This window comes from Escherichia sp. Marseille-Q3837 (genome assembly GCF_916618735.1).
In the GTDB taxonomy this organism is placed as follows: Bacteria; Pseudomonadota; Gammaproteobacteria; order Enterobacterales; family Enterobacteriaceae; genus Escherichia; species Escherichia ruysiae.
Genome location: NZ_CAKAKC010000001.1, coordinates 3,237,308 through 3,259,197, shown reverse-complemented (window position 1 = coordinate 3,259,197; position 21,890 = coordinate 3,237,308). Strand labels below are relative to the sequence as shown.

The window sequence follows — 21,890 nt, the reverse complement described above, 5'->3', positions numbered from 1 at the left end:
CATGGAAGCTATTGCGTCTGTTCTTCAAGTGCCACAGGCCAGCGGCGGAATATGATGATTGACCATATCAACGCGGCGAGAGCCGGAACTGCACCCACATAACCAATCATCGACATCGACCAGTGTAGACTTACCTGATTACCCACCAGCGCCCCGGCGCCGATACCAATATTAAATATCCCGGAAAAGAGCGCCATCGCAACGTCGGTGGCATCTGGTGCCAGCGCCAGTACTTTAACCTGCATCCCAAGTCCGATGATCATCATCGCGATCCCCCAGAAAATGCTCAGCACGCCGAGGTGTATCTCGCTACTTGCCGAAGGCAACAGTAGTGCCAGGCACACCAGCAATAGCGCAATCGCCGCACTGACCAGCACAGATGCGTGCTGATTACCCAGCTTACCGAAAATGACGCTACCAATGATGCCCGCACCACCGAGCATCAACAGCAATGCTGTGGCAAAGTTGGCGCTGAACCCCGCAACGTTTTGCACAAAAGGTTCAATATAGCTGTATGCCGTGTAATGGGCGGTGACCACGACTACCGTCAGCAAATAAATGCTCATCAATGCCGGGCGACGAAACAGCAGCGGAAGACTTTTTAACGAACCAGAGTGCTCACTGGGCAGCAATGGAAGTAATTTGATCAGGCACAAAAGGGTGATAAGCGCCCCGATACCAATCGCGAAGAAGGTTGTTCGCCAGCCGAAATACTGCCCCACAATGCGCCCGATAGGTAAACCTAATACCATCGCCAGTGCTGTGCCGGTGGCAATTAAACTCAATGCCTGCGCTCGCTTTCCGGCTGGCGCCATACGGATTGCCAGAGACGCCGTAATCGACCAGAAAATAGCATGGGCGAAAGCCACACCAATGCGACTGATTACCAGAACGGTAAAGCTCCACGATAAAAACGACAGTATGTGGCTGGCGATAAACACCACAAACAGACAGATCAGCAATTTGCGGCGTTCGACCTGACTGGTCATTAGCATAAAAGGCAGTGACAATAGCGCCACTACCCACGCATAAATGGTCAACATGATACCGACCTGTGCGGTTTGCATATGAAAACTTTGCGCAATATCAGAAAGCAAACCTACAGGCACAAATTCGGTGGTATTGAAGATGAAGGCGGCAACGGCCAGCGTAACGACCCGTAGCCACGCCACTTTGCGGGAAACCATATTTGTTGTCATAACCGATTATCGGATGAGTTGCGAAAAGGTAATGAAATGATCTTAAAACGGTTAATGATCTGAATACAACGGTTTTGTGATCTATGTCGCGTTTCGCCGATTCATGTCATGCTGTATCAACGGCAGCGTGAGTAGCCGGTACAACATTTAGTCTGGTACATCCAGCAGTTCAATAAACGCCTCAAGCGGGCGCGTTTTCGCACCGCGACGCCAGACCAGCCAGGTTGTTAACCAACGCCATTGCTCAGCCAACGGCCATGCTTCAACCTGGTGATGCCCCGGCATACTTTCCAGCATAGAACGAGGGATAAGCGCAATGCCCGCACCCGCGACCACACAGGCCAGCATCCCGTGATACGACTCCATCTCATGAATAGTCCCCGGTGCGGCACCGTCAGCATGAAACCAGCTCTCAAAATGACGGCGATACGAACAATTGGCGCGAAAGGCATAGATGTTGTAACCATTAACCTGACTGGCACGGGTAACTGGCACATGTCCTTGCGGCGTGACGATCATCAGCTCCTCACGATACACCGGTATCCCGTCGATGGCGGTATGGTTAATCGGCCCATCAATAAATGCCGCATTCAGTTTTCCTTCCAGTACGCCGTCCAGCATCGTGCCGGAAGGGCCGGTGGAAAGTGAAAACTGAATTTTGGGGTAACGACGGTTAAATTCTGCCAGCGTTGCCGGAATACGCACTGCGGCGGTGCTTTCCAGCGATCCGAGAGAAAACAGACCTTGTGGCTCATCGCCAGCCACGACATTTCTCGCCTCATCCACCAACGCGAGAATTTGTTGGCTGTAGCGTAAAAAGTTATGCCCGGCGGGAGAAAGCCGTAAACGCTGATTTTCGCGGATAAACAGCTCAACACCGAGCTCTGTTTCCAGTTGACGTATACGAGTCGTGAGATTCGACGGCACACGATGTACTTTAGCCGCAGCCTGGGTAATGCTGCCTGCCTCGGCAACTGCGTTGAACATCTCCAGTTGAGTCAGATCCATAGCATTCTCGATTTGTGAATAAGTGGCTTAATATTATTCATTTTCAAACAAGAGTAAATCTACGTATCTTCAAACCATAACTCATAAAGGAGATACCCCAATGACCATCACTCCGGCGACCCATGCCATTTCGATAAATCCAGCCAATGGTGAACAACTGTCTTCACTGCCCTGGACAGGCGCTGACGATATTGAAAACGCTCTTCAGCTTGCAGTGGAAGGTTTTCGCGGCTGGCGCGAGACAAGCGTAGATTACCGGGCGGAAAAACTGCGAGATATCGGTAAAGCTCTGCGTACTCGCAGCGAAGAGATAGCGCAAATGATCACCCGCGAAATGGGCAAACCAATCAACCAGGCGCGCGCTGAAGTGGCGAAATCGGCGAATTTGTGTGACTGGTATGCAGAACATGGTCCGGCAATGCTGAAAGCAGAGCCAACGCTGGTTGAGAATCAGCAGGCGGTTATTGAGTATCGACCAATGGGGACGATTCTGGCAGTTATGCCGTGGAACTTTCCTTTATGGCAGGTGATGCGCGGCGCTGTTCCCATCATTCTTGCAGGTAACGGCTACTTACTTAAGCACGCGCCGAATGTGACGGGCTGTGCTCAGCTCATTGCCCTGGTGTTTAAAGACGCGGGTATCCCTCAGGGCGTATATGGCTGGCTAAATGCTGACAACGATGGTGTCAGTCAGATGATTAAAGATCCACGTATTGCGGCAGTCACCGTGACCGGGAGTGTTCGTGCGGGAGCGGCTATCGGTGCACAGGCTGGTGCGGCACTGAAAAAATGCGTACTGGAGCTGGGCGGTTCAGATCCGTTTATTGTGCTTAACGATGCCGATCTGGAACTGGCGGTTAAAGCGGCGGTTGCCGGGCGTTACCAGAATACCGGACAGGTTTGCGCGGCGGCAAAACGTTTTATCATCGAAGAGGGGATTGCTTCGGCATTTACCGAACGTTTTGTGGCAGCTGCGGCAGCGTTGAAAATGGGCGATCCCCGTGACGAAGAGAACGATCTTGGTCCGATGGCACGTTTTGACTTGCGTGATGAGTTGCATCATCAGGTGGAAAAAACCCTGGCGCAGGGCGCACGTTTGTTACTGGGCGGGGAAAAGATGGCTGGGGCAGGTAACTACTATCCGCCAACGGTTCTGGCAAATGTCACCCCAGAAATGACCGCGTTTCGTGAAGAAATGTTTGGCCCCGTTGCGGCAATCACCGTAGCGAGAGATGCAGAACATGCGCTGGAACTGGCGAATGACAGTGAGTTCGGCCTTTCTGCGACGATCTTTACCGCTGACGAAACACGAGCCAGACAGATGGCGGCACGTCTGGAATGCGGCGGCGTGTTTATCAATGGTTTCTGCGCCAGCGACGCACGGGTCGCTTTTGGCGGTGTGAAGAAGAGCGGTTTTGGGCGTGAACTTTCTCATTTCGGCTTACATGAGTTCTGTAATATCCAGACGGTGTGGAAAGACCGGATCTGACGTCACATATTTAGCTCTGTTATACTCGCAGGTCTTTTCAGACCTGCGAGCAAGGAGCAGAGAGTGGCAGTCGCCATGGATAATGCAATTTTAGAAAATATCTTGCGGCAAGTACGTCCGCTAATTGGTCAGGGTAAAGTCGCTGATTATATTCCGGCACTGGCAACCGTCGATGGTTCCCGTCTGGGGATTGCTATCTGTACCGTTGATGGGCAGCTTTTCCAGGCCGGAGACGCGCAAGAACGTTTTTCTATTCAGTCTATTTCCAAAGTGCTCAGTCTCGTTGTTGCTATGCGTCATTACTCCGAAGAAGAAATCTGGCAACGCGTCGGCAAAGATCCGTCGGGATCTCCGTTCAATTCCTTAGTCCAACTGGAAATGGAGCAGGGCATTCCGCGTAATCCGTTTATTAATGCCGGTGCGCTGGTGGTCTGCGATATGTTGCAAGGGCGATTAAGCGCACCACGGCAACGTATGCTGGAAGTCGTGCGCGGCTTAAGCGGCGTGTCTGATATTGCCTACGATACGGTGGTTGCCCGTTCCGAGTTTGAACATTCCGCGCGAAATGCGGCTATTGCCTGGCTGATGAAGTCGTTTGGCAATTTCCATCATGATGTGACAACCGTTCTGCAAAACTACTTTCATTACTGTGCACTGAAAATGAGCTGCGTTGAGCTGGCGCGGACGTTTGTTTTTCTGGCAAATCAGGGAAAGGCTATTCATATCGATGAGCCCGTAGTGACGCCGATGCAGGCGCGGCAAATTAACGCGTTGATGGCAACGAGCGGAATGTACCAGAACGCGGGGGAGTTTGCCTGGCGGGTAGGCCTTCCGGCGAAATCTGGCGTTGGCGGCGGTATTGTTGCGATCGTCCCGCATGAAATGGCTATCGCGGTATGGAGCCCGGAACTGGATGATGCAGGTAACTCGCTTGCCGGTATCGCAGTACTTGAACAATTAACGAAACAGTTAGGACGCTCGGTTTATTAATGCAGCCACTTGATCCACTCTTCGCGCGTTTAGCCCGTTCAAAATTTCGCTCTCGCTTTCGTCTGGGCGTCAAGGAGCGTCAGTATTGTCTGGAGAAGGGCGCGCCGGTTATTGAACAACATGCGGCAGATTTTGTCGCTAAGCGTCTTGCGCCGGCATTACCGGCGAACGACGGGAAGCAAACCCCCATGCGAGGGCATCCGGTGTTTATCGCTCAACACGCCACCGCGACCTGCTGCCGTGGCTGTCTGGCTAAGTGGCATAACATTCCGCAGGGTGTTTCGTTAAGTGAGGAACAACAACGTTATATCGTGACGGTTATCTATCACTGGCTGGTTATTCAGATGAATCAGCCATAAGAATGGTGGTAAAAGCCAAAAGATCATCTGATTGATATCTTTCTTTGTCGCCGCTGTCAGCGAACATGCTATCCTTTATGAGAATTTACTTATTGCGTTGAGATAATTGCCACTCGCAATTGTATGGACAGATAATTAATGCATGTACACCCCATATCCACTTTCCGTTTGTTCCAGGAAGGTCATCTACTACGTAATAGCATTGCAATTTTTGCGCTAACGACGCTGTTCTATTTTATAGGTGCAGAGCTACGCCTGGTTCACGAACTTTCTCTTTTCTGGCCGCTGAATGGCGTGATGGCAGGGGTATTTGCCCGCTACGTCTGGCTTAATCGTCTGCATTACTATGCCATCTGTTACGTAGCAATGCTGGTTTATGATGCCATGACCACCGAATGGGGGCTGGTTTCACTGGTTATCAATTTGTCCAATATGATGTTTATCGTAACTGTCTCCCTACTGGTTATGCGGGATAAGCGTCTGGGGAAAAATAAGTACGAGCCAGTAAGCGCATTACGGTTATTTAATTATTGTCTGATTGCCGCTTTATTATGTGCCATCGTCGGGGCGATTGGTTCGGTTAGTATTGATAGCCTGGATTTCTGGCCTTTGCTTGCTGACTGGTTTAGTGAACAATTCTCAACAGGCGTGTTGATTGTGCCTTGTATGCTGACGCTGGCAATTCCTGGGGTATTGCCGCGCTTTAAAGCAGAGCAGATGATGCCAGCCATTGCGCTTATTGTGTCGGTTATTGCCTCGGTCGTCATTGGCGGAGCGGGGAGTCTGGCGTTCCCGCTGCCTGCATTAATCTGGTGTGCAGTGCGCTATACGCCACAGGTGACGTGTCTGCTGACTTTTATCACCGGAGCAGTGGAGATCGTACTGGTAGCAAATTCGGTAATTGATATCGCCGTCGGTTCGCCGTTCTTTATTCCGCAGATGTTTTCCGCACGTCTGGGCATTGCCACGATGGCGATTTGCCCAATTATGGTTTCCTTTAGCGTGGCAGCGATTAATTCGCTAATGAAGCAAGTTGCGCTGCGAGCCGACTTTGATTTTCTGACTCAGGTTTACTCACGATCCGGTCTTTATGAGGCGCTGAAAAGTCCATCGCTGCAACAGACACAACATCTGACCGTCATGTTGCTTGATATCGACTATTTCAAAAGCATTAACGATAACTATGGTCATGAGTGTGGCGATAAAGTGTTAAGCGTGTTTGCCCAGCATATTCAGAAAATTGTCGGCGATAAGGGGCTGGTGGCGAGAATGGGAGGCGAAGAGTTTGCCGTAGCCGTGCCATCAATGAATCCCGTTGATGGTCTGCTGATGGCGGAGAAAATTCGTAAAGGCGTTGAACTACAACCGTTTACCTGGCAACAAAAGACGCTTTATCTGACGGTTAGCATCGGCGTCGGTAGTGGGGATGCTTCATACCGCACACTAACCGATGACTTCAATAAATTGATGGTCGAAGCTGATACGTGTCTCTATCGGTCGAAGAAAGACGGGCGTAACCGCACCAGTACCATGCGTTATGGTGAGGAAGTTGTCTGACAGCTTTGTTGTTTTGTCACAGTTTTAGCGTAATGTGTTCTACCACTCTGTCGACTGGAGAAAGAGGAAAATCCTCGATGGAACCATGATCTGTGCCACATTTTTATCTTAAACCTGCTAATTAATCATCACGAGTTGATCAAAACAGGGGTTCAATGTATTAAAGTTTGCTAACCTGTCGTACCAATTCAAGCAGGTTGTATGACTAATCAAAAGGGAACCCATTGTGAAAACACTAAATCGTCGCGATTTTCCCGGTGCACAGTATCCAGAACGAATCATTCAGTTTGGTGAAGGTAACTTTCTGCGCGCCTTTGTTGACTGGCAAATTGATCTCCTGAATGAACACACCGACCTGAATTCTGGCGTGGTCGTTGTTCGTCCGATTGAAACTTCATTCCCGCCGTCACTGAGCACGCAGGATGGTCTGTATACCACCATTATTCGTGGCCTGAATGAGAAGGGAGAAGCGGTCAGCGATGCGCGTCTGATTCGTTCTGTAAACCGTGAAATCAGCGTCTACGGTGACTACGATGAATTCCTGAAACTTGCACATAATCCGGAAATGCGCTTCGTCTTTTCCAACACCACAGAAGCGGGTATTAGCTATCATGCGGGCGACAAATTTGATGATGCGCCAGCAGTAAGCTATCCGGCAAAACTGACGCGTCTGCTGTTCGAACGTTTCAGCCATTTCAACGGCGCGCTGGATAAAGGTTGGATCATCATTCCGTGTGAGCTGATCGACTACAACGGCGACGCGTTGCGTGAACTGGTGCTGCGCTACGCACAAGAATGGGCACTGCCCGAAGCATTTATTCAATGGCTGGATCAGGCTAACAGTTTCTGTTCTACGCTGGTGGACCGCATCGTTACCGGTTATCCGCGTGATGAAGTGGCTAAACTGGAAGCTGAACTCGGCTATCACGATGGTTTCCTCGACACCGCTGAACACTTTTACCTGTTTGTGATTCAGGGGCCGAAATCCTTAGCGACTGAACTGCGTCTGGATAAATATCCGCTTAACGTGCTGATTGTTGACGATATTAAACCGTATAAAGAGCGCAAAGTAGCAATCCTTAATGGCGCACACACCGCGCTGGTGCCGGTGGCGTTCCAGGCAGGGCTGGATACCGTCGGCGAAGCGATGAACGATGCTGAAATTTGCGCATTCGTTGAAAAAGCCATTTACGAAGAGATTATTCCGGTGTTGGATCTGCCACGTGATGAACTGGAATCTTTCGCCAGTGCCGTCACCGGGCGTTTCCGTAACCCGTACATTAAGCATCAGCTGCTGTCTATCGCGCTCAACGGTATGACCAAGTTCCGCACCCGCATCCTGCCGCAGTTGCTGGCAGGGCAGAAGGAAAACGGCACACTTCCGGCGCGCCTCACTTTCGCATTAGCGGCATTGATTGCGTTCTATCGCGGAGAGCGTAACGGAGAAACGTATCCGGTACAGGACGATGCGCACTGGCTGGAACGTTACCAGCAACTCTGGAGCCAGCATCGTGACCGCGTTATCGGCACCCAGGAACTGGTTGCGATTGTGTTAGCAGAAAAAGACCACTGGGAGCAGGACCTGACGCAAGTGCCTGGTCTGGTCGAGCAGGTTGCTAATGACCTGGATGCGATTCTCGAAAAAGGAATGCGCGAAGCTGTACGTCCGTTGTGCTAATACTCTGAACCCGGTTTCGACCGGGTTTCTTATTTGACTATATTAGTTACAACATCCTATGTGCCTTTATCATTAACAGGTGCCACATGCAGAACCTGTTAATGTTGTAAGCTTGTAGGTAATTTGTAAGTAGTGTCTTGAGAATGTGATCGGAATCACGTTTAATAGTGCGACTTTTCCACGCCTGAAGATAATCATGATTGTTCGCCCACAACAACACTGGCTGCGCCGTATTTTTGTCTGGCACGGTTCAGTATTATCCAAAATATCATCGCGTTTGCTACTAAACTTTCTCTTTTCTATCGCTGTTATTTTCATGCTGCCCTGGTACACGCATTTGGGCATCAAATTCACCCTCGCACCGTTCAGCATTCTCGGTGTCGCCATCGCCATTTTTCTTGGTTTTCGTAATAATGCTGGGTACGCCCGTTACGTTGAAGCGCGCAAACTTTGGGGGCAGTTGATGATTGCCTCACGGTCGTTACTGCGCGAGGTAAAAACGACATTGCCGGATTCGGCAAGTGTAAGGGAGTTTGCCCGGCTGCAAATCGCCTTCGCCCACTGTTTACGCATAACATTACGCAAACAGCCACAGGCGGAAGTGCTGGCACATTATCTCAAGACTGAAGATCTTCAGCGTGTACTGGCTTCAAACACTCCAGCTAACCGTATTTTGTTGATAATGGGGGAGTGGTTGGCGGTTCAGCGACGCAATGGACAGCTTTCAGATATCCTGTTTATTAGCCTCAACGATCGGCTTAACGATATTTCAGCAGTTCTGGCAGGTTGCGAGCGCATTGCATATACACCAATTCCCTTTGCCTACACCCTGATTTTGCATCGTACCGTTTATCTGTTTTGTATCATGCTGCCGTTCGCGCTGGTCGTGGACCTGCATTACATGACGCCTTTTATCTCAGTGCTAATTTCCTACACCTTTATTTCGCTGGATTGTCTGGCGGAAGAGCTGGAAGATCCGTTCGGTACTGAAAACAATGATTTACCGTTGGATGCCATCTGCAACGCTATTGAAATTGACCTGTTACAGATGAACGACGAAACAGAAATTCCGCCGAAGATTCTTCCCGATCGCCATTACCAGCTGACGTAATAATTACTCCGTGCGCCGGGCAACAATAAACAGACGCGGAAATGCCAACAGTATCTGCCCGTTCTCCTGCAGTGGATACTGTTCTTCCAGCATCTGATGGTAGCGCGTAAGAAAATGCTGCTGCTCACTCTCCGTCAGATCCCGCAACCATGGGCGTAATCCGGTGGCTGTCACCCAGTCAATAATCGCCTGGTGCGACGGCATCTGGTGATAGTAGGTGGTGCGCCAGATATCAACCTCACATCCGGCTTCGCTCAGAATATCGTAGTAAGCATGAACGCCTGCCAGCGGTTCGCGTCCACGATCCGGATAATGCTGCTCCCAGGCGACTTCGCGCATTAACACATGCGTCGGCTCCAGCCAGTTGTCCGGCATTTGCACCGCCAGCACGCCATGCGGATTGAGTAACGATACCAGATGCGGAAACAGTTCATAGTGTTCGGGCAGCCATTGCAGCGAGGCATTGGCGAAAATCAGATCGAGTGCATGGTTAGGTTGCCAATTGCGGATGTCTGCTTCCACAAACTGACATTCTGGTAAAATTGCGCGCGCTTCGGCAATCATCGCCGGAGACGAATCAATGCCGGTAATTTTAGCCGTTGGCCAGCGTTGATGTAGCAGGGCGGTGCTATTGCCTGGGCCACAGCCAAGATCGGCTATTTCCCAGGCGTTTTCCAGAGGGACTCTGGCAAGCAGTTCTACTGCCGGTCGTGACCGTTCGGCGTTGAAGTGCAGATATAAAGAGGGATTCCAGTCAGCCATTTTTTTACTCCCGTCAGCGCATTATCCCAAGTGTAGATAAAACTGATGGATTCGCCTCACGTCATCAATCCATTGAACACACGCTTTGTACGTGGCCTACGTGATTAACTCAAATGTAGCCTGGCGTAAATTTTAATTACAACCACTTTAAAACAAATAAAATCCATATATTAAGCTTTTTGTTGATTTTATATGAATCTATTAACATACAGAATATCCAATATCTAATTTTAATATCTGCCAGCCAAATATCCATGAAGTAAATAATTCCACAGAGGATTTTTTTTGATATCCTTAGGGCAGGAGCCAGATTTGAAGGAGTTTTTTGTGCAATCATGGCATTTTGGACACTAACTCTATCGGATATAGAGATATAAAACATGACGAGAAAATTTGCATTCAACATTTTATACATCATTGATGTTTTAGGTGATGAGGATCTTGATTCCCCGAGTGACATCAAAATCAATAATAAACCAGATGATATAACGCTTAAAAGTAATACCGCCTCGAAACTATTTAAATCCATATCAAGTCTGAAAGTGCCAATTCCTATTGTTTTTGTTAAGATACATAATATCCCCATGCTGAATTCTTTCTTTAAAGAGCTGGAAAAAGGAGTCATAAAAAAAGGGTTAATTCCTATAGTGCATTTTGAGTGTCATGGTTCACCTGAGGAAGGGATGTTTTTCCCTGGAATTAAAAAGTATATCTCCTGGGGGGAGATGAATGATTTATTTTTAATGATAAACAAACATACAATGAATAACCTACTGGCCATTGTCGCGGGATGTGACAGTTTCAAATCAACAGAAAATATAGAGTTTGCAAAAGGAAGCCCTTATGGCTGCTATATTGGCGCAAACAAAGTTACTGACGCAAGTATAATTAGCAGGTTTAAAGATTTTTACCGTTATATCTTTTTATATAATGATTTCGATGGAGCTTGTGATCTTTTAGGTGCCGATTTTTCTATGGTTTTCTCATATGATATCTGTATGCAAAGCTTTTTACTTCCGTTGGTCTTGAGTTATTTCGGAAAAGATAAAAAAGAGTTTGTTGAGTATACAATCAACCGACTAATAGACAATGGACAACAGGGCTCTATAGGTGAAATAAGAAAGTTAGCAAAATACAGGTTAAAACATATTGATAAGTATTATGAACGTTCTGGTGTTCAATTCTTACATGGGCAAAAGCCGCTTGCGTTTACGGAATTAAAGCGAATTGCACAGGAACTTAAGGACAAACTTATTGACGAGGCTAAATTCAACCTCGAACTGAGGAATGCAATTAAATTGAAAAGAAATACAATCATGGGGAAGGGGGCTTGACCCTGAAAACACTGGATTTACTACTGTAGAATACCTGGTGTACATCAAGTCAGATGATATACACCAGGTGGCACAACTTACGAAGTGGTTATAATAATCAGCTTGCGCTCGTACTCGAATCCGACATGCAAACCTCGCTGGAGAGTTATTTAACAATGGGCATGTCTGCGAGAAGCTTAACAAAACGCTTCCTCACTTCCTGATAACCGTGGCTTTCATAAAACTTGTGTGCTCTGATTCTACGTTCACTGCTTGAAAGCTCAATTTGAGAACATCCCTTATCCAGTGCGATTTGCTCAGAGGCAATGAGAAGCTTCTTTCCGATACCTGTTCCTCGCGACGATTCATCTATGACCAGAGCTGAAATTAATGCCCACAAACCGTTTTCATGTACAGGGGTGATAAAATTCATCACAATAACCCCGCAGAGTTCCTTTTCTGCTTCAGCAACCAAAATACTAAGACTGGTATGCTTCTGGTTAATATGATTTTCTAAGCGTTCTACATCTGTCTGATAACCCAATTGCAGAAAGAGCTTTTGTAGAGATGGTATATCTTTTAATTCAGGAGTCCTGATTAAGACCATTGCCATAACCTTTGTCAGAAGAGTTAAGTAAAAATATCCCAGTCTCTCTAAAGTTGCCAGGGTTGCTTTTCGCTGTGAATTCAACTGATGGACGCACAATGTTGCTGAATGAGCTCACCAGTACAAGCACGTCGATCCTTGGCTACTGAATTTTGGGGGCGCGAAGCCTGCGTGGAACCAAACACGTCCTGTAAGAGCCTGAGTTGATTAACATCGGTCATTGAGAAAAACTCAGTTCCGAATGCAGTTATGAGTCTCATCCTTTGAAAGCAGTGGTGAGACTGTAGCGCGGGCATGGCTATATTTGCCAGAAATGGACATCTCAATTTAGCCTCTACAATCTATGTCAAAGCTAAGTTCAGATGTCCGGGGCAGGGTAAAGCTGAAATGTCCGCTGTGTGCCAGGAACGGACGTTGTTTTCCAACTATTACCCAGGCCTGCGAATCATCTCATCTTCATCCCTTAAATTCTCAATGTATCGATAACCGCTCGTAGAGCGGGTGACACATTTCTGTGCGGATAATAGATATATGAACCTTCCAGGCGTTGGCTGTAGCATTGCAAAACTCTGATCAGCGCCCCCTGTTCTATATCATCAGACACCAATTCCTCCGGAACATAAGCCAGTCCCAGACCTAGCCTCGCGGCTTTGGCTTCCATATAACTGTCAGCAAAGGCCCATTGTCCCTGAGGCTGATGGGTGATCTTTTTACCGTCCTGATTGAGTTCCCAGGCATACAGGCTGCCGTCGCCGAACTGGTAAGCGATGCAGGGATGACCCACTAAATCGGTGGGGGTTTGCGGAAATCCGTAGCGACGAAAGTGCTCGGGTGTGCCGACAACGGCCATCTCCATATCGGGCGAAATACGCACCGCGACCATACCGCTATCCACTTCCGAGCCCAGACGTATACCGGCATCGAAGCGTTCAGTAATAATATCGACAAACCGGCTTTCACTGATGAGCTCCAGCCGAATATCCGGGTAGCGTTGTTTAAACACCGCCAGCTTCGGCAGCAGTACTTTGTCAATGGCGTGCTGGCTGGCATTAATACGGACCGTACCCGATGGTGTATGGCGATAATGGGCCAGCGTGGCAAGCCCCATATCTAAGGCGTCAAATCCAGATTCGACGTTTTTATAGAGCAACTCGCCAGCATGGGTGAGCGATAGCTTGCGCGTGGTGCGTACCAGAAGCTGCACGCCCAGTCGTTCTTCCAGCTCGCGCACTGCACGGCTAATTCCTGACTGCGCCAGACCAAGCCTCTGTGCGGCGGCGGTAAAACTCCCTTCTCGCACGACCTGCATAAACAGATAGAGATCGTTATAGTTTTCCCTTTTCGCCATCATTCTTCCTCTGCTGCTGCATCACAATTCAGAACAATATGGTATTAATCTTAGCATTATTTACCCTCTAATCAGCACTATTAGTGCTAACTATAATATGCGCGTTGCAACAAAGCACGGCAGCGTTGGCCGTATGAAACCAGTATCTGGCACATTTTATGAAGGGGATTTTGATGACTGCTTTCACCCAAAAATTGACAGCTGCGATACCCGCCATGCTGTTATGCGCATCATTAAGTGGAGTCACAAATATGAGTTACGCTGATACAACCAATCCGAACGCGCCCGTTTCGCTGGTTGAGAAATGGGATAAAACTTTTGCTGAGAGCACGAAAGTTGATCACCGTAAGGTGACCTTTCCGAACCGGTACGGGATCACCTTAGTCGGGGATCTCTACATACCGAAGGATCGTGGAGATCGCAAGCTGGCCGCTATTGCTGTTAGTGGCCCCTTCGGGGCGGTGAAAGAGCAATCCAGCGGCCTGTATGCGCAGACGCTGGCTGAACAGGGATTTGTCACTCTGGCTTTCGACCCTTCATACACGGGTGAAAGCGGCGGCTACCCGCGAAACGTCGCATCTCCGGATATCAACACCGAGGATTTCAGCGCGGCGGTTGATTTCTTAGGCCTGCAAAAAGAGGTGGATCGCAACCGTATCGGGTTGCTCGGTATCTGCGGATGGGGCGGCATGGCTTTAAACGACGCGGCGATGGACACGCGTGTCAAGGCGGTGGCGAGCAGCGTGATGTATGACATGAGCCGTGCAATGGGTCATGGCGTGGGCGATGGCAAAGACCGCTATACCACTGCCGATCGTCGTGCCGTATTGCAGTATCTGAACATGCAGCGCTGGAAGGATGCGGAAAATGGCGCTTTCGCGCCAGGCGGGCATGACATTTACGTTGATGAGAAGGGCAACATCACCGCTTCCGATCGTATTTTACCGGAAACTCTGCCCACGAATCCTAATCCGGTATTGAAAGAGTTCTTTGATTATTACCGCATGCCGCGTGGTTTCCATGCGCGTTCGGTCAACTCAACCGGTGCCTGGAATGCAACCATGCCGCTGTCATTTATGAATATGCCGCTGCTGAGTTACGCTAATGAAGTTACTATCCCTACACTCATCGTGACCGGCGAAAAAGCCCATTCACGCTATTTTGCTGAAGATGCCTTTAACGCGATCGGCAGCAAAGAGAAAGAGTTAGTGATTGTTCCCGGGGCAAACCATGTTGATCTGTATGACAACGTTGCGGGTAAGATCCCATTTGCCAAATTTGAGCAATTTTTCAAGGCAAACTTAAGATAACCCGAAAGGTTTACCAGGCCACCTGTCGTAAACGGGTGGCTTTTAACTGCCTGGTGTGATGCAGAATATGCCACATCGCCCTCTATTCTCACCCAACTATTATGTCGTTATTCCCTGAATAACTTCTGACCCGACTGCGCCTGAATCTGGCTGGTTCGATATTAACGGATGCTAATAATGTTCACTATAAGTCTAAAACAATCATACGAAAAAACGCATGCATACTGGAGCGGCGTATTTGCCATGACGCTTTGCGTGTTTGTGCTGATCGCTTCTGAGTTTATGCCAGTCAGCCTGCTTACGCTCATTGCCCATGATTTACACGTTACCGAAGGGCTGGCAGGGCAAGGAATTGCTGTGTCTGGCGCGCTGGCGGTGCTTACCAGTCTGACTATCTCCCGTATTGTCGGAGACCTGAATCGAAAATATCTTCTGCTGGGGCTGACGGTCTTAATGGCCATATCGGGAATAGTTATCACCATAGCGCCTAACTATCCGGTTTATATGCTGGGGAGGGCTCTGATTGGCGTCGTCATCGGAGGATTCTGGTCAATGTCGGCTGCAACCGCCATTCGGCTCGTGCCGCAGCACCAGGTCCCCCGCGCACTGGCAATTTTTAACGGCGGCAACGCGCTGGCCACCGTTGTGGCTGCGCCGCTTGGTAGCTATCTGGGGACAACCATCGGTTGGCGTGGCACCTTTTTATGTCTGGTCCCCCTTGCGATAGCTGCGTTCATCTGGCAATGGATCAGCCTGCCTTCGATGGAAAGCGATAAAACACATAAACCACAGGGGTCTGTGCTTCGTCTGTTCAGTGTCGCCATCGTACCAACGGGACTGCTGGCCTGTGGGCTCTTCTTTATGGGACAGTTTGCTTTATTTACCTACGTGCGCCCCTTTCTGGAAAGCGTCACCAGAGTGGGAGCTTCTGATCTTTCTCTGATTTTGCTCGCAATAGGTGTAGCAGGTTTTGTCGGCACAATGCTCGTCTCAACATTCCTGAACACCATATTTTATAAAACATTAATCATGATCCCGTTGCTTATGGCAGCGATTACCGGTGCGTTACTGCTGGTCGGACACCACATCTGGGCTGTTGCCGTTTTACTCAGCCTGTGGGGGCTACTTGCAACGGCTGCGCCAACGGGGTGGTGGACATGGATAGCACGTGCGTTACCCGAAGATGCAGAGACGGGGGGAGGCCTCATGGTTGCGGTGATTCAGCTATCTATTGCACTTGGTTCAACGGCTGGAGGTCTGGTATTCGACAGTCTGGGATGGAGAAGTGCTTTTGGTTTAAGTGGTTTGTTACTTCTGGGAGCGGTGGCGATGACATGGGTCACATCCCGTCAAAGTAGGAATGCGCAGTAGCGCAATCCTTTTATTTCTGGCGTACGCTCTTTAAGGCATACGGCTGAGGGGCTAATGACCGCTCCTCGCTCAAAGCGGACATTAATGTCTCTGGCAATTCAGTTCTGTGAAGGGTGGGATTATGTCTGCCTTCAGAGCTTCGTCATTTCCTTGTACCGAAAATTTCTTCAGAACGGGACTGTAACGTCTTCAACGCATCAAGCATATCGTCACCATTCAGTGAACGTTGCGATTTCTTTTCGCCTGGTTTTCTGGGCCATCACCGGCAGGGAGTGCCTGTGAACGGTTATTATCGCGTTTATCCTGAAACAGTTTGATAAATTCAAGGGTACGTCCGAGTCGTTTGTTGTCCACGATAGCCCCCTGGTCGATTTCCTAGAGCCGATCATAGGTGGAGTAGGGAAGAGCTTCACCGTTAAGGCAGAGTTCTTTACGACCTTCCGGGCAATGCCAGACCTCGATATATTTCCCGATAGCCCTGCGGCTTAACTCATCTCATTATCTTCAATCAGATAAAGTACTGCACCGTTAAAGATTTTGAAACACGTCGCAGTTCCCGCCATGTGAAAGATGCGGCTAGATCATCATCAGTTTCAAGTGGCCGGTGAACATCAAAGTCATGCCGAGGCGATTTCGCAAAGCGCCGGTTGTAATCATCATTTTCCGCACGGTCTCTTTTGAAATCCGGACACCGTATTCTGTGGTCAGAATTCGCCAGATTGCAGACGGATTCATCCCCCGACCACGTGTGCGAATAAACTGCAGGGTCTGGTCTCTGATGGCAGTGTTTAACTGATGGTTGCCGGGCTTTCCCCTGCGCTGGCTGACCAGACCGGCAGGTCCCAGCTCACGGTAACGTTTATTATCAATGTATTGCTGGGTGGCCATCATGTAGTCGAACGCATTTTCTGAATCACAGAATCGCAGGTGCATCAGACGACCGGTGGCGTCATCCATGAAGAGCTGAAGCAAAGCCCGGTCAAATACTCGCTGAATGATGCCAAGTCGGTAAAGTTCTCTGTCTGTCATAGTCACCAACATAAGATTGCGGTCCTGTGCTGAGCAAAATGAAAGCTGAATTGTGGTGAGACGACAATAACGCTTTGTGCTGACAACCTTTGTTATTGCAGATTAAAAAGTCACCTGATTTAACCAGTTTTAAATGTCACCTGAAGTGACATGAAGGCACAGATAAAAAGTCCAAACAGAGCAGGGGGCTAGCGTTTCAAACTGGCCCGGAACTCTTCAGGATTAGCCAGTACCGGGTTAATGACCCTGAGTTGCTCCTGAACCCGGGCCTGTGCGCGTCGTTTAGGCATCTTTTTGCTCCGATCACGCTTACCATCGCGTTCGAGTTCATCCATTTTGCTTTGCGCCAACTTCAGAACAGCACCAAGACGTTTGTTATCAACGATTTGTCCCTGGTCGACACATTCCAGTTTGTCGAACACCTGATATTTGAGTGAACGGAAGCCGTATTTAAATGCCAGAGTGCCGTCCGGGTAATCGTAAACTGTGATCTTTTCGCCCGCAACTCTGGTATTTTCTTCTGTAGGTTCAACAAGATATATCATCTTGTCGTAACGGAACGTCAGCGTTTTCGACAGCTTACGTGATTCCTGCCAGGCGAAAATGTCATCCAGATCTTCAGCGTTTTCTAGCACCGGCCGGTGCAGGTCTTTAGGGTATTTTGCTGGCCTGGCAAAACGACGATTAAAGTCAGCAATGAAGGTATCCAGCCAGGTATTGGCTTCCTCGATGCTGCTGATGCCTTCGAGGCGCATTTCCTTGATAAGCCTGTCCTGAAGTGTCTGATTTGCTCGCTCCACGCGACCTTTAGCCTGTGGACTGTTGGCACAAATCAGCCCGATCCCCAGTTCAGAAAGTACGCGGCCAAATTGTGTAACACCGGTCGTGGTGGAACCACCATTATTGACCCTGAAAATACCGTGCTTATCACTGTAAAACGCCAGGGGTTTGCCGTGTTGCTCAAGATACTCACGAGTGGCCATCATGTAATCAAAGGCTGATTCAGTCTCACCAAAGCGCAGGTGCATCAGGCGGCCTGTAGCGTCATCAACAAAGACGAGCAGGCAGCATTTCGGCGCACGTCCTTCAAACCAATCATGCGGGGAACCATCGATCTGAACAAGTTCTCCGAGGCAGTCACGCCGGTATCTGGGTTGATGAACACGTGGCCTGCGACGCGAGTATGGAACCCAGAGTCCATCAGCCGTCATCCATTTTCTGAGCGTTTCAACAGACACCGTGATGTTATGGCGTTCGCGCAATTTTTCTGCGGCAAGCGTTGGTCCAAAGTCGCTGTAGTTATCGTGAAGTAAAGAAAGTACACGCAGCTTCAGTGACTCAGGAAGTCTGTGATTGCCGGGGCGTCCTCGTCGAAGGTTTGCCAAACCTGCAGCACCAGATTCACGAAAGCGATTCATCAGACGCTGCGTCTGACGTTCGGTCAGAGCAAGTAGATGTGCAGCGTCACGACGGCGCATGCGCTTTTCGACAACTGACTGAATGACATTAATCCTGTTCAGTTCTTTATCTGACATGGTCACTAGCATCCTGATGTCTCCATGACACAAAGGCTTGATCCTTTATGCCATAAAAAGTGACATCACTAAATGGGTTAAAAGTGACATTAGAATATTGCAGTTACAACGTCAGTGCGCATAATGTATATTATGTTAAATAAAAGATATCAGAATGCCCCTGACCACCGTACCGACCTCATAGCTCTGATGTACATGCTCCCTCCCCATTACCCGACAGGCACTATCAATCGTTTTGCCTCTGGCATTTCTGTTTTGAAATAGCATATCTGGAGGTCTTCAGTATGCACATTTCAATCTCCCTTACCCTTCAGTTATTACGGGAGTTGAAGGAACGACGTTCGCTCCTGCGTTTGTGATGCTTTGAAACTTCATCATTAAATGACATGACTCCGGCCGAATTAATCCGAAGTCTTCAGAAAGACATTTAACACTGTACTGATTTTAAGATCATAGCCTACATAGGAAAATCAATGGTTGTCCGCCTGCTGGTTACCATATTACCTACTCTATTTTAAGCAGGCTCCAATCAATATGGAGCTAATACAAGATTCTCAACTTTAATCATCCCCTTTTGTTCAATAGAGATAACATCAATTTGTATAACTTCTAGTGAGTATTTTTTACTCAGCAAACTAAGCCATTTCAGCAAATCATCAAAAATGACGGGCTCAATCGCTACCTGAATATTAACCCCATTTTGTTTTATTTGTCTGATGACAATAGAATGAATCGAAGAAGTAGTGTTGATAATCTGTGAAATCTGCGAAATTGACAAATTGTCAAAGGGTGCTCGTTTTTGTCTGGCGCTGATAATATCAGGCGTTGCTGTTTGAAGGTTTTTGAGCAGAGTGTTTAATTGTTGCAATTCCCTCTCTTGTTGCTCTATACGTATATTCAATGGCTGCCATAATAGCGAATAATATCCTGCGCAAAACATGATTAACAACGCACCGATCAACAGTCCTTTTTCTCTTAGCGAACGACCAACATAGTATTGAGTAACCCAATTTTCTACTGCATTTGACCACCGATCACGGTAGTGATTAAAAAATTGAATGAATTCATGACGTAACACGTTATTTTCTCCGTAACGTTACTGCTCCTGACACATAATTGTCCTCATTTATTAACGCGTCCTGTTGCACAAAAAAATCTACAGCAAGCGCATCTCGCAGTTTGTCGAAGCTGGAGAAGTCTGGAGCACTTAACCTGAAATGCAGTGTCTGATGTTTTTGATCATAAGTGAAACTACGGATTTCTAACTTTGAGAGCGAGGCAGATTTAAGAGCATTAGCAATAATCGACAGATGTTCGAGAAACGTCTTATCAGTTGCTCGAGACCGAGAATTATTGATCGCTGTTATAATCTGTGAGCGCAAATTAACGATTCGCTTTTGCTCCGGAAAAACCGATAAAAATTGTTTCTCAACACGTATACGGCTTTGTATTACCTGCTCATTAATGCTCCATAACGTCACCACACGATCTGCTAATAAACTAACCAGAATCAGGAATACAGGTAAAACTACTGCCCGCCAACGTATCCACTGTTTTTGATAACTGACCCGGGGTTGCCATGGCCCGGTCAGCAAATTCCCTTCAGGTTGACCGGGCTCACAGAGAGAGAGTTCGCTGGTAATTTTCAGTTTTTCACTATCAGTACCAATCCTGGCTGCTACCTCTTGAGCCGATTTCCCGATCACTGTTAGCTGGAGTGGATGGTTTTGAGCACTAATCTGCGCGCGTAATATGTCAGCTATCAGATCTGGGGCACCACTCCATCCCTGGCATATATCGATTCTAGCGATCACTCGGTCAGCATGGAAAATCATATTCCCACAAGGAATGGACATCCAGTCCGGAACGGCAGTTGCATAGTTAATATCATAACATTGCAACCAGTCAACAATATATTTCATATGTTGCTGATGTATTACTGCAACTATTGCCTGTTGTTTTACAGTCCTCAAAATTGCAAAGTGCAATTCATCAATATCTTCACTCAGATTTTCTTCCAGTAATGCCGGGATAATATTCTGCACCTGGTTGTGAGGGACGTCTGGTATTTCAACTTGCCAGACGCTGAGCCATTCACCGGGAATATAGAGTTGAATTATATCTGTTTGGCACCACTGTATAAGCAATTCGTCTGGAGTTGTGGGCCAAATACCTTGTTCCACTTCTTGTGCATGGCGTTGCCAGCGTATTACCCCGGAGGCAGAAAAGGGAAAAAAAAACTTCAGAATAGCTCTCACTCACTGTCCCCTGTATGATGTCGCTGAACCGAGAAATATTGAGGTCCCTGGCGGGCAATCAAAGAATTCATTGTCAGTTCTGTCTCATTCACAGTAATATCTGAGCGCAACCAAAAGTAATTACTCTGTACGACCAGTACGTCTTTTACTTTTCTTTTTGTATACTCATCGACACGAGTTAGTATCGGATTAGAAAGAAACTGATCGACATCTTTCCATCCTTCTGCGGGACGTTGTTGTAGTAATACGCTGGCTTGAACGGATGTTAACCACGGATCGAATAATGCTTCCAAAAGGGTGCTTTGTGAGATATCTAATGTATTGATATTGATCTGCTGCATGTTCATCGGCAGTACACAGACCAGCGGTTTCATTTTGCGATAAATATCTGCATCCATTCCCTTAACAATTCGCATCTCACTGATGTCCGCCAGTGGCTGATTTGCCGTATAGAAAGGCTCTGTTTGAGCCCCGTATTCTCTGTCCTCTCGTCCCTGCCGAGTATCTGTACCAATAAACTCCCGCAGGTTTTCAGCAATCTTTTCAGCTCGGTTGATTGGAACTTCCAGACGTAAAAGCAGAGCGATGAGTTGTTGAACAGCAAGGAAGTGTGAAGTTGTTGCCGACCTGGAGAAAATATTCAGATTAAAGCAGGCCTGAGCATCTTGCAGGGTAATGACCACTTTCCCCTGCGGTAAATGAAAAAGACGAGGACCTGAGGCCCATTCCTGCCCCAAATGTACACGCGTTTCTTTTTTCAGACTCCGACTTAATATACTCAGCGCCAGGCTTTCAACACTGGCGCTGTAACTCATTGCCTGCTGATAATCTTGCTGAATATGTGCTCTTTCCTGTTGCTGCCACATCATGGTCGAGAGGCTGGTAACCATCAGCATCATTGTTGCCAGTAACACCAGCACTACGACAAGTGCAATACCTCGTTTTGGCGGTGTTCGTATCATTATA

20 protein-coding genes are annotated in these 21,890 nt (G+C 48.1%); 9 read left to right on the top strand and 11 right to left on the bottom strand.

Features of this window, described 5'->3' with window-relative positions; all coding sequences use genetic code 11:
- Positions 1-8 precede the first annotated feature (8 nt).
- Entirely contained in the window at positions 9-1,199 is a 1,191-nt protein-coding gene (gene ydeA, locus LG381_RS15600) for an L-arabinose MFS transporter (protein WP_032225203.1), read from the bottom strand.
- 147 nt (positions 1,200-1,346) lie between these two features.
- Positions 1,347-2,207 carry a LysR family transcriptional regulator gene (locus LG381_RS15595; RefSeq protein ID WP_105289758.1) on the bottom strand — a complete coding sequence of 287 codons (861 nt, stop codon included), beginning with the start codon at positions 2,205-2,207 and terminating at the stop codon, positions 1,347-1,349.
- Positions 2,208-2,307: 100 nt separating this feature from the next.
- Between LG381_RS15595 and sad the strand changes: the two genes are divergently transcribed.
- The 6 genes from sad (at position 2,308) to LG381_RS15565 (ending at position 9,391) form a co-directional block, all read left to right on the top strand.
- Positions 2,308-3,696 carry a succinate-semialdehyde dehydrogenase gene (sad, locus tag LG381_RS15590; RefSeq protein ID WP_225762617.1) on the top strand — a complete coding sequence of 463 codons (1,389 nt, stop codon included), beginning with the start codon at positions 2,308-2,310 and terminating at the stop codon, positions 3,694-3,696.
- 63 nt (positions 3,697-3,759) lie between these two features.
- Positions 3,760-4,686: a glutaminase B gene (glsB, locus tag LG381_RS15585; RefSeq protein ID WP_000257398.1), complete on the top strand. Its 927-nt coding sequence runs from the start codon at positions 3,760-3,762 to the stop codon at positions 4,684-4,686.
- Positions 4,686-5,045: a DUF4186 domain-containing protein gene (locus LG381_RS15580; RefSeq protein WP_105280463.1), complete on the top strand. Its 360-nt coding sequence runs from the start codon at positions 4,686-4,688 to the stop codon at positions 5,043-5,045. The genes glsB and LG381_RS15580 overlap by 1 nt, the downstream gene beginning before the upstream one ends.
- A 138-nt stretch (positions 5,046-5,183) precedes the next feature.
- Positions 5,184-6,602, top strand: a complete 1,419-nt coding sequence (locus tag LG381_RS15575; RefSeq protein ID WP_137598467.1) for a diguanylate cyclase — start codon at positions 5,184-5,186, stop codon at positions 6,600-6,602.
- Between the two features lie 226 nt (positions 6,603-6,828).
- A complete protein-coding gene (uxaB, locus tag LG381_RS15570; RefSeq protein ID WP_000854609.1) occupies positions 6,829-8,280 on the top strand; it encodes a tagaturonate reductase in 1,452 nt (483 codons plus the stop codon).
- A gap of 196 nt (positions 8,281-8,476) precedes the next feature.
- A complete protein-coding gene (locus LG381_RS15565; RefSeq protein WP_010346493.1) occupies positions 8,477-9,391 on the top strand; it encodes a bestrophin family protein in 915 nt (304 codons plus the stop codon).
- A 3-nt stretch (positions 9,392-9,394) separates the two neighbouring features.
- On the opposite strand, the gene tam is transcribed toward LG381_RS15565, so the two are convergent.
- Positions 9,395-10,153 (bottom strand): trans-aconitate 2-methyltransferase, encoded by a 759-nt coding sequence (tam, locus tag LG381_RS15560; protein ID WP_225762616.1) that lies wholly within the window; start codon positions 10,151-10,153, stop codon positions 9,395-9,397.
- A gap of 380 nt (positions 10,154-10,533) precedes the next feature.
- Between tam and LG381_RS15555 the strand changes: the two genes are divergently transcribed.
- Positions 10,534-11,487, top strand: coding sequence for a hypothetical protein (locus LG381_RS15555; RefSeq protein WP_000197007.1), 954 nt, complete (start codon positions 10,534-10,536; stop codon positions 11,485-11,487).
- Positions 11,488-11,632: 145 nt separating this feature from the next.
- Here LG381_RS15555 and LG381_RS15550 read toward each other — a convergent pair whose 3' ends face one another.
- Both LG381_RS15550 and LG381_RS15545 read right to left on the bottom strand, forming a co-directional pair.
- Positions 11,633-12,073, bottom strand: coding sequence for a GNAT family N-acetyltransferase (locus LG381_RS15550; protein WP_000243017.1), 441 nt, complete (start codon positions 12,071-12,073; stop codon positions 11,633-11,635).
- Between the two features lie 463 nt (positions 12,074-12,536).
- Positions 12,537-13,421 carry a LysR family transcriptional regulator gene (locus LG381_RS15545; RefSeq protein ID WP_001119030.1) on the bottom strand — a complete coding sequence of 295 codons (885 nt, stop codon included), beginning with the start codon at positions 13,419-13,421 and terminating at the stop codon, positions 12,537-12,539.
- A 173-nt stretch (positions 13,422-13,594) separates the two neighbouring features.
- Here LG381_RS15545 and LG381_RS15540 point away from each other — a divergent pair, with 173 nt between their 5' ends.
- A complete protein-coding gene (locus LG381_RS15540) occupies positions 13,595-14,731 on the top strand; it encodes an alpha/beta hydrolase (RefSeq protein ID WP_225762615.1) in 1,137 nt (378 codons plus the stop codon).
- Positions 14,732-14,908: 177 nt separating this feature from the next.
- Positions 14,909-16,102 (top strand): MFS transporter, encoded by a 1,194-nt coding sequence (locus LG381_RS15535; protein WP_000494214.1) that lies wholly within the window; start codon positions 14,909-14,911, stop codon positions 16,100-16,102.
- A gap of 216 nt (positions 16,103-16,318) precedes the next feature.
- Here LG381_RS15535 and LG381_RS15530 read toward each other — a convergent pair whose 3' ends face one another.
- The 6 genes from LG381_RS15530 to gspK form a co-directional block, all read right to left on the bottom strand.
- Complete coding sequence (locus LG381_RS15530; RefSeq protein WP_157941586.1) at positions 16,319-16,456, bottom strand: hypothetical protein; 138 nt, start codon at positions 16,454-16,456, stop codon at positions 16,319-16,321.
- A gap of 222 nt (positions 16,457-16,678) precedes the next feature.
- Positions 16,679-17,143, bottom strand: coding sequence for a helix-turn-helix domain-containing protein (locus LG381_RS15525; protein WP_010346496.1), 465 nt, complete (start codon positions 17,141-17,143; stop codon positions 16,679-16,681).
- Positions 17,144-17,319: 176 nt separating this feature from the next.
- Positions 17,320-18,666, bottom strand: coding sequence for an ISNCY family transposase (locus LG381_RS15520; RefSeq protein WP_225762614.1), 1,347 nt, complete (start codon positions 18,664-18,666; stop codon positions 17,320-17,322).
- A gap of 529 nt (positions 18,667-19,195) precedes the next feature.
- On the bottom strand, positions 19,196-19,744 hold the full coding sequence (gene gspM, locus LG381_RS15515) for a type II secretion system protein GspM (protein WP_225762613.1): 549 nt from the start codon (positions 19,742-19,744) through the stop codon (positions 19,196-19,198).
- Between the two features lies 1 nt (position 19,745).
- Positions 19,746-20,924 (bottom strand): type II secretion system protein GspL, encoded by a 1,179-nt coding sequence (gene gspL, locus LG381_RS15510; RefSeq protein WP_225762612.1) that lies wholly within the window; start codon positions 20,922-20,924, stop codon positions 19,746-19,748.
- Positions 20,921-21,886 (bottom strand): type II secretion system minor pseudopilin GspK, encoded by a 966-nt coding sequence (gene gspK, locus LG381_RS15505; protein ID WP_225762991.1) that lies wholly within the window; start codon positions 21,884-21,886, stop codon positions 20,921-20,923. Before gspK ends, gspL begins: the two co-directional genes overlap by 4 nt.
- Between the last annotated feature and the right edge of the window lie 4 nt (positions 21,887-21,890).

Excerpts from the sequence above, each read along its gene's own strand:
- ydeA (WP_032225203.1), bottom strand. The coding sequence starts at position 1,199 with ATGACAACAAATATGGTTTCCCGCAAAGTGGCGTGGCTACGGGTCGTT.
- LG381_RS15595 (WP_105289758.1), bottom strand. The coding sequence starts at position 2,207 with ATGGATCTGACTCAACTGGAGATGTTCAACGCAGTTGCCGAGGCAGGC.
- sad (WP_225762617.1), top strand. The coding sequence starts at position 2,308 with ATGACCATCACTCCGGCGACCCATGCCATTTCGATAAATCCAGCCAAT.
- LG381_RS15580 (WP_105280463.1), top strand. The coding sequence starts at position 4,686 with ATGCAGCCACTTGATCCACTCTTCGCGCGTTTAGCCCGTTCAAAATTT.
- LG381_RS15575 (WP_137598467.1), top strand. The coding sequence starts at position 5,184 with ATGCATGTACACCCCATATCCACTTTCCGTTTGTTCCAGGAAGGTCAT.
- LG381_RS15565 (WP_010346493.1), top strand. The coding sequence starts at position 8,477 with ATGATTGTTCGCCCACAACAACACTGGCTGCGCCGTATTTTTGTCTGG.
- tam (WP_225762616.1), bottom strand. The coding sequence starts at position 10,153 with ATGGCTGACTGGAATCCCTCTTTATATCTGCACTTCAACGCCGAACGG.
- LG381_RS15555 (WP_000197007.1), top strand. The coding sequence starts at position 10,534 with ATGACGAGAAAATTTGCATTCAACATTTTATACATCATTGATGTTTTA.
- LG381_RS15550 (WP_000243017.1), bottom strand. The coding sequence starts at position 12,073 with ATGGTCTTAATCAGGACTCCTGAATTAAAAGATATACCATCTCTACAA.
- LG381_RS15545 (WP_001119030.1), bottom strand. The coding sequence starts at position 13,421 with ATGGCGAAAAGGGAAAACTATAACGATCTCTATCTGTTTATGCAGGTC.
- LG381_RS15540 (WP_225762615.1), top strand. The coding sequence starts at position 13,595 with ATGACTGCTTTCACCCAAAAATTGACAGCTGCGATACCCGCCATGCTG.
- LG381_RS15535 (WP_000494214.1), top strand. The coding sequence starts at position 14,909 with ATGTTCACTATAAGTCTAAAACAATCATACGAAAAAACGCATGCATAC.
- LG381_RS15525 (WP_010346496.1), bottom strand. The coding sequence starts at position 17,143 with ATGTTGGTGACTATGACAGACAGAGAACTTTACCGACTTGGCATCATT.
- LG381_RS15520 (WP_225762614.1), bottom strand. The coding sequence starts at position 18,666 with ATGTCAGATAAAGAACTGAACAGGATTAATGTCATTCAGTCAGTTGTC.
- gspK (WP_225762991.1), bottom strand. The coding sequence starts at position 21,886 with ATGATACGAACACCGCCAAAACGAGGTATTGCACTTGTCGTAGTGCTG.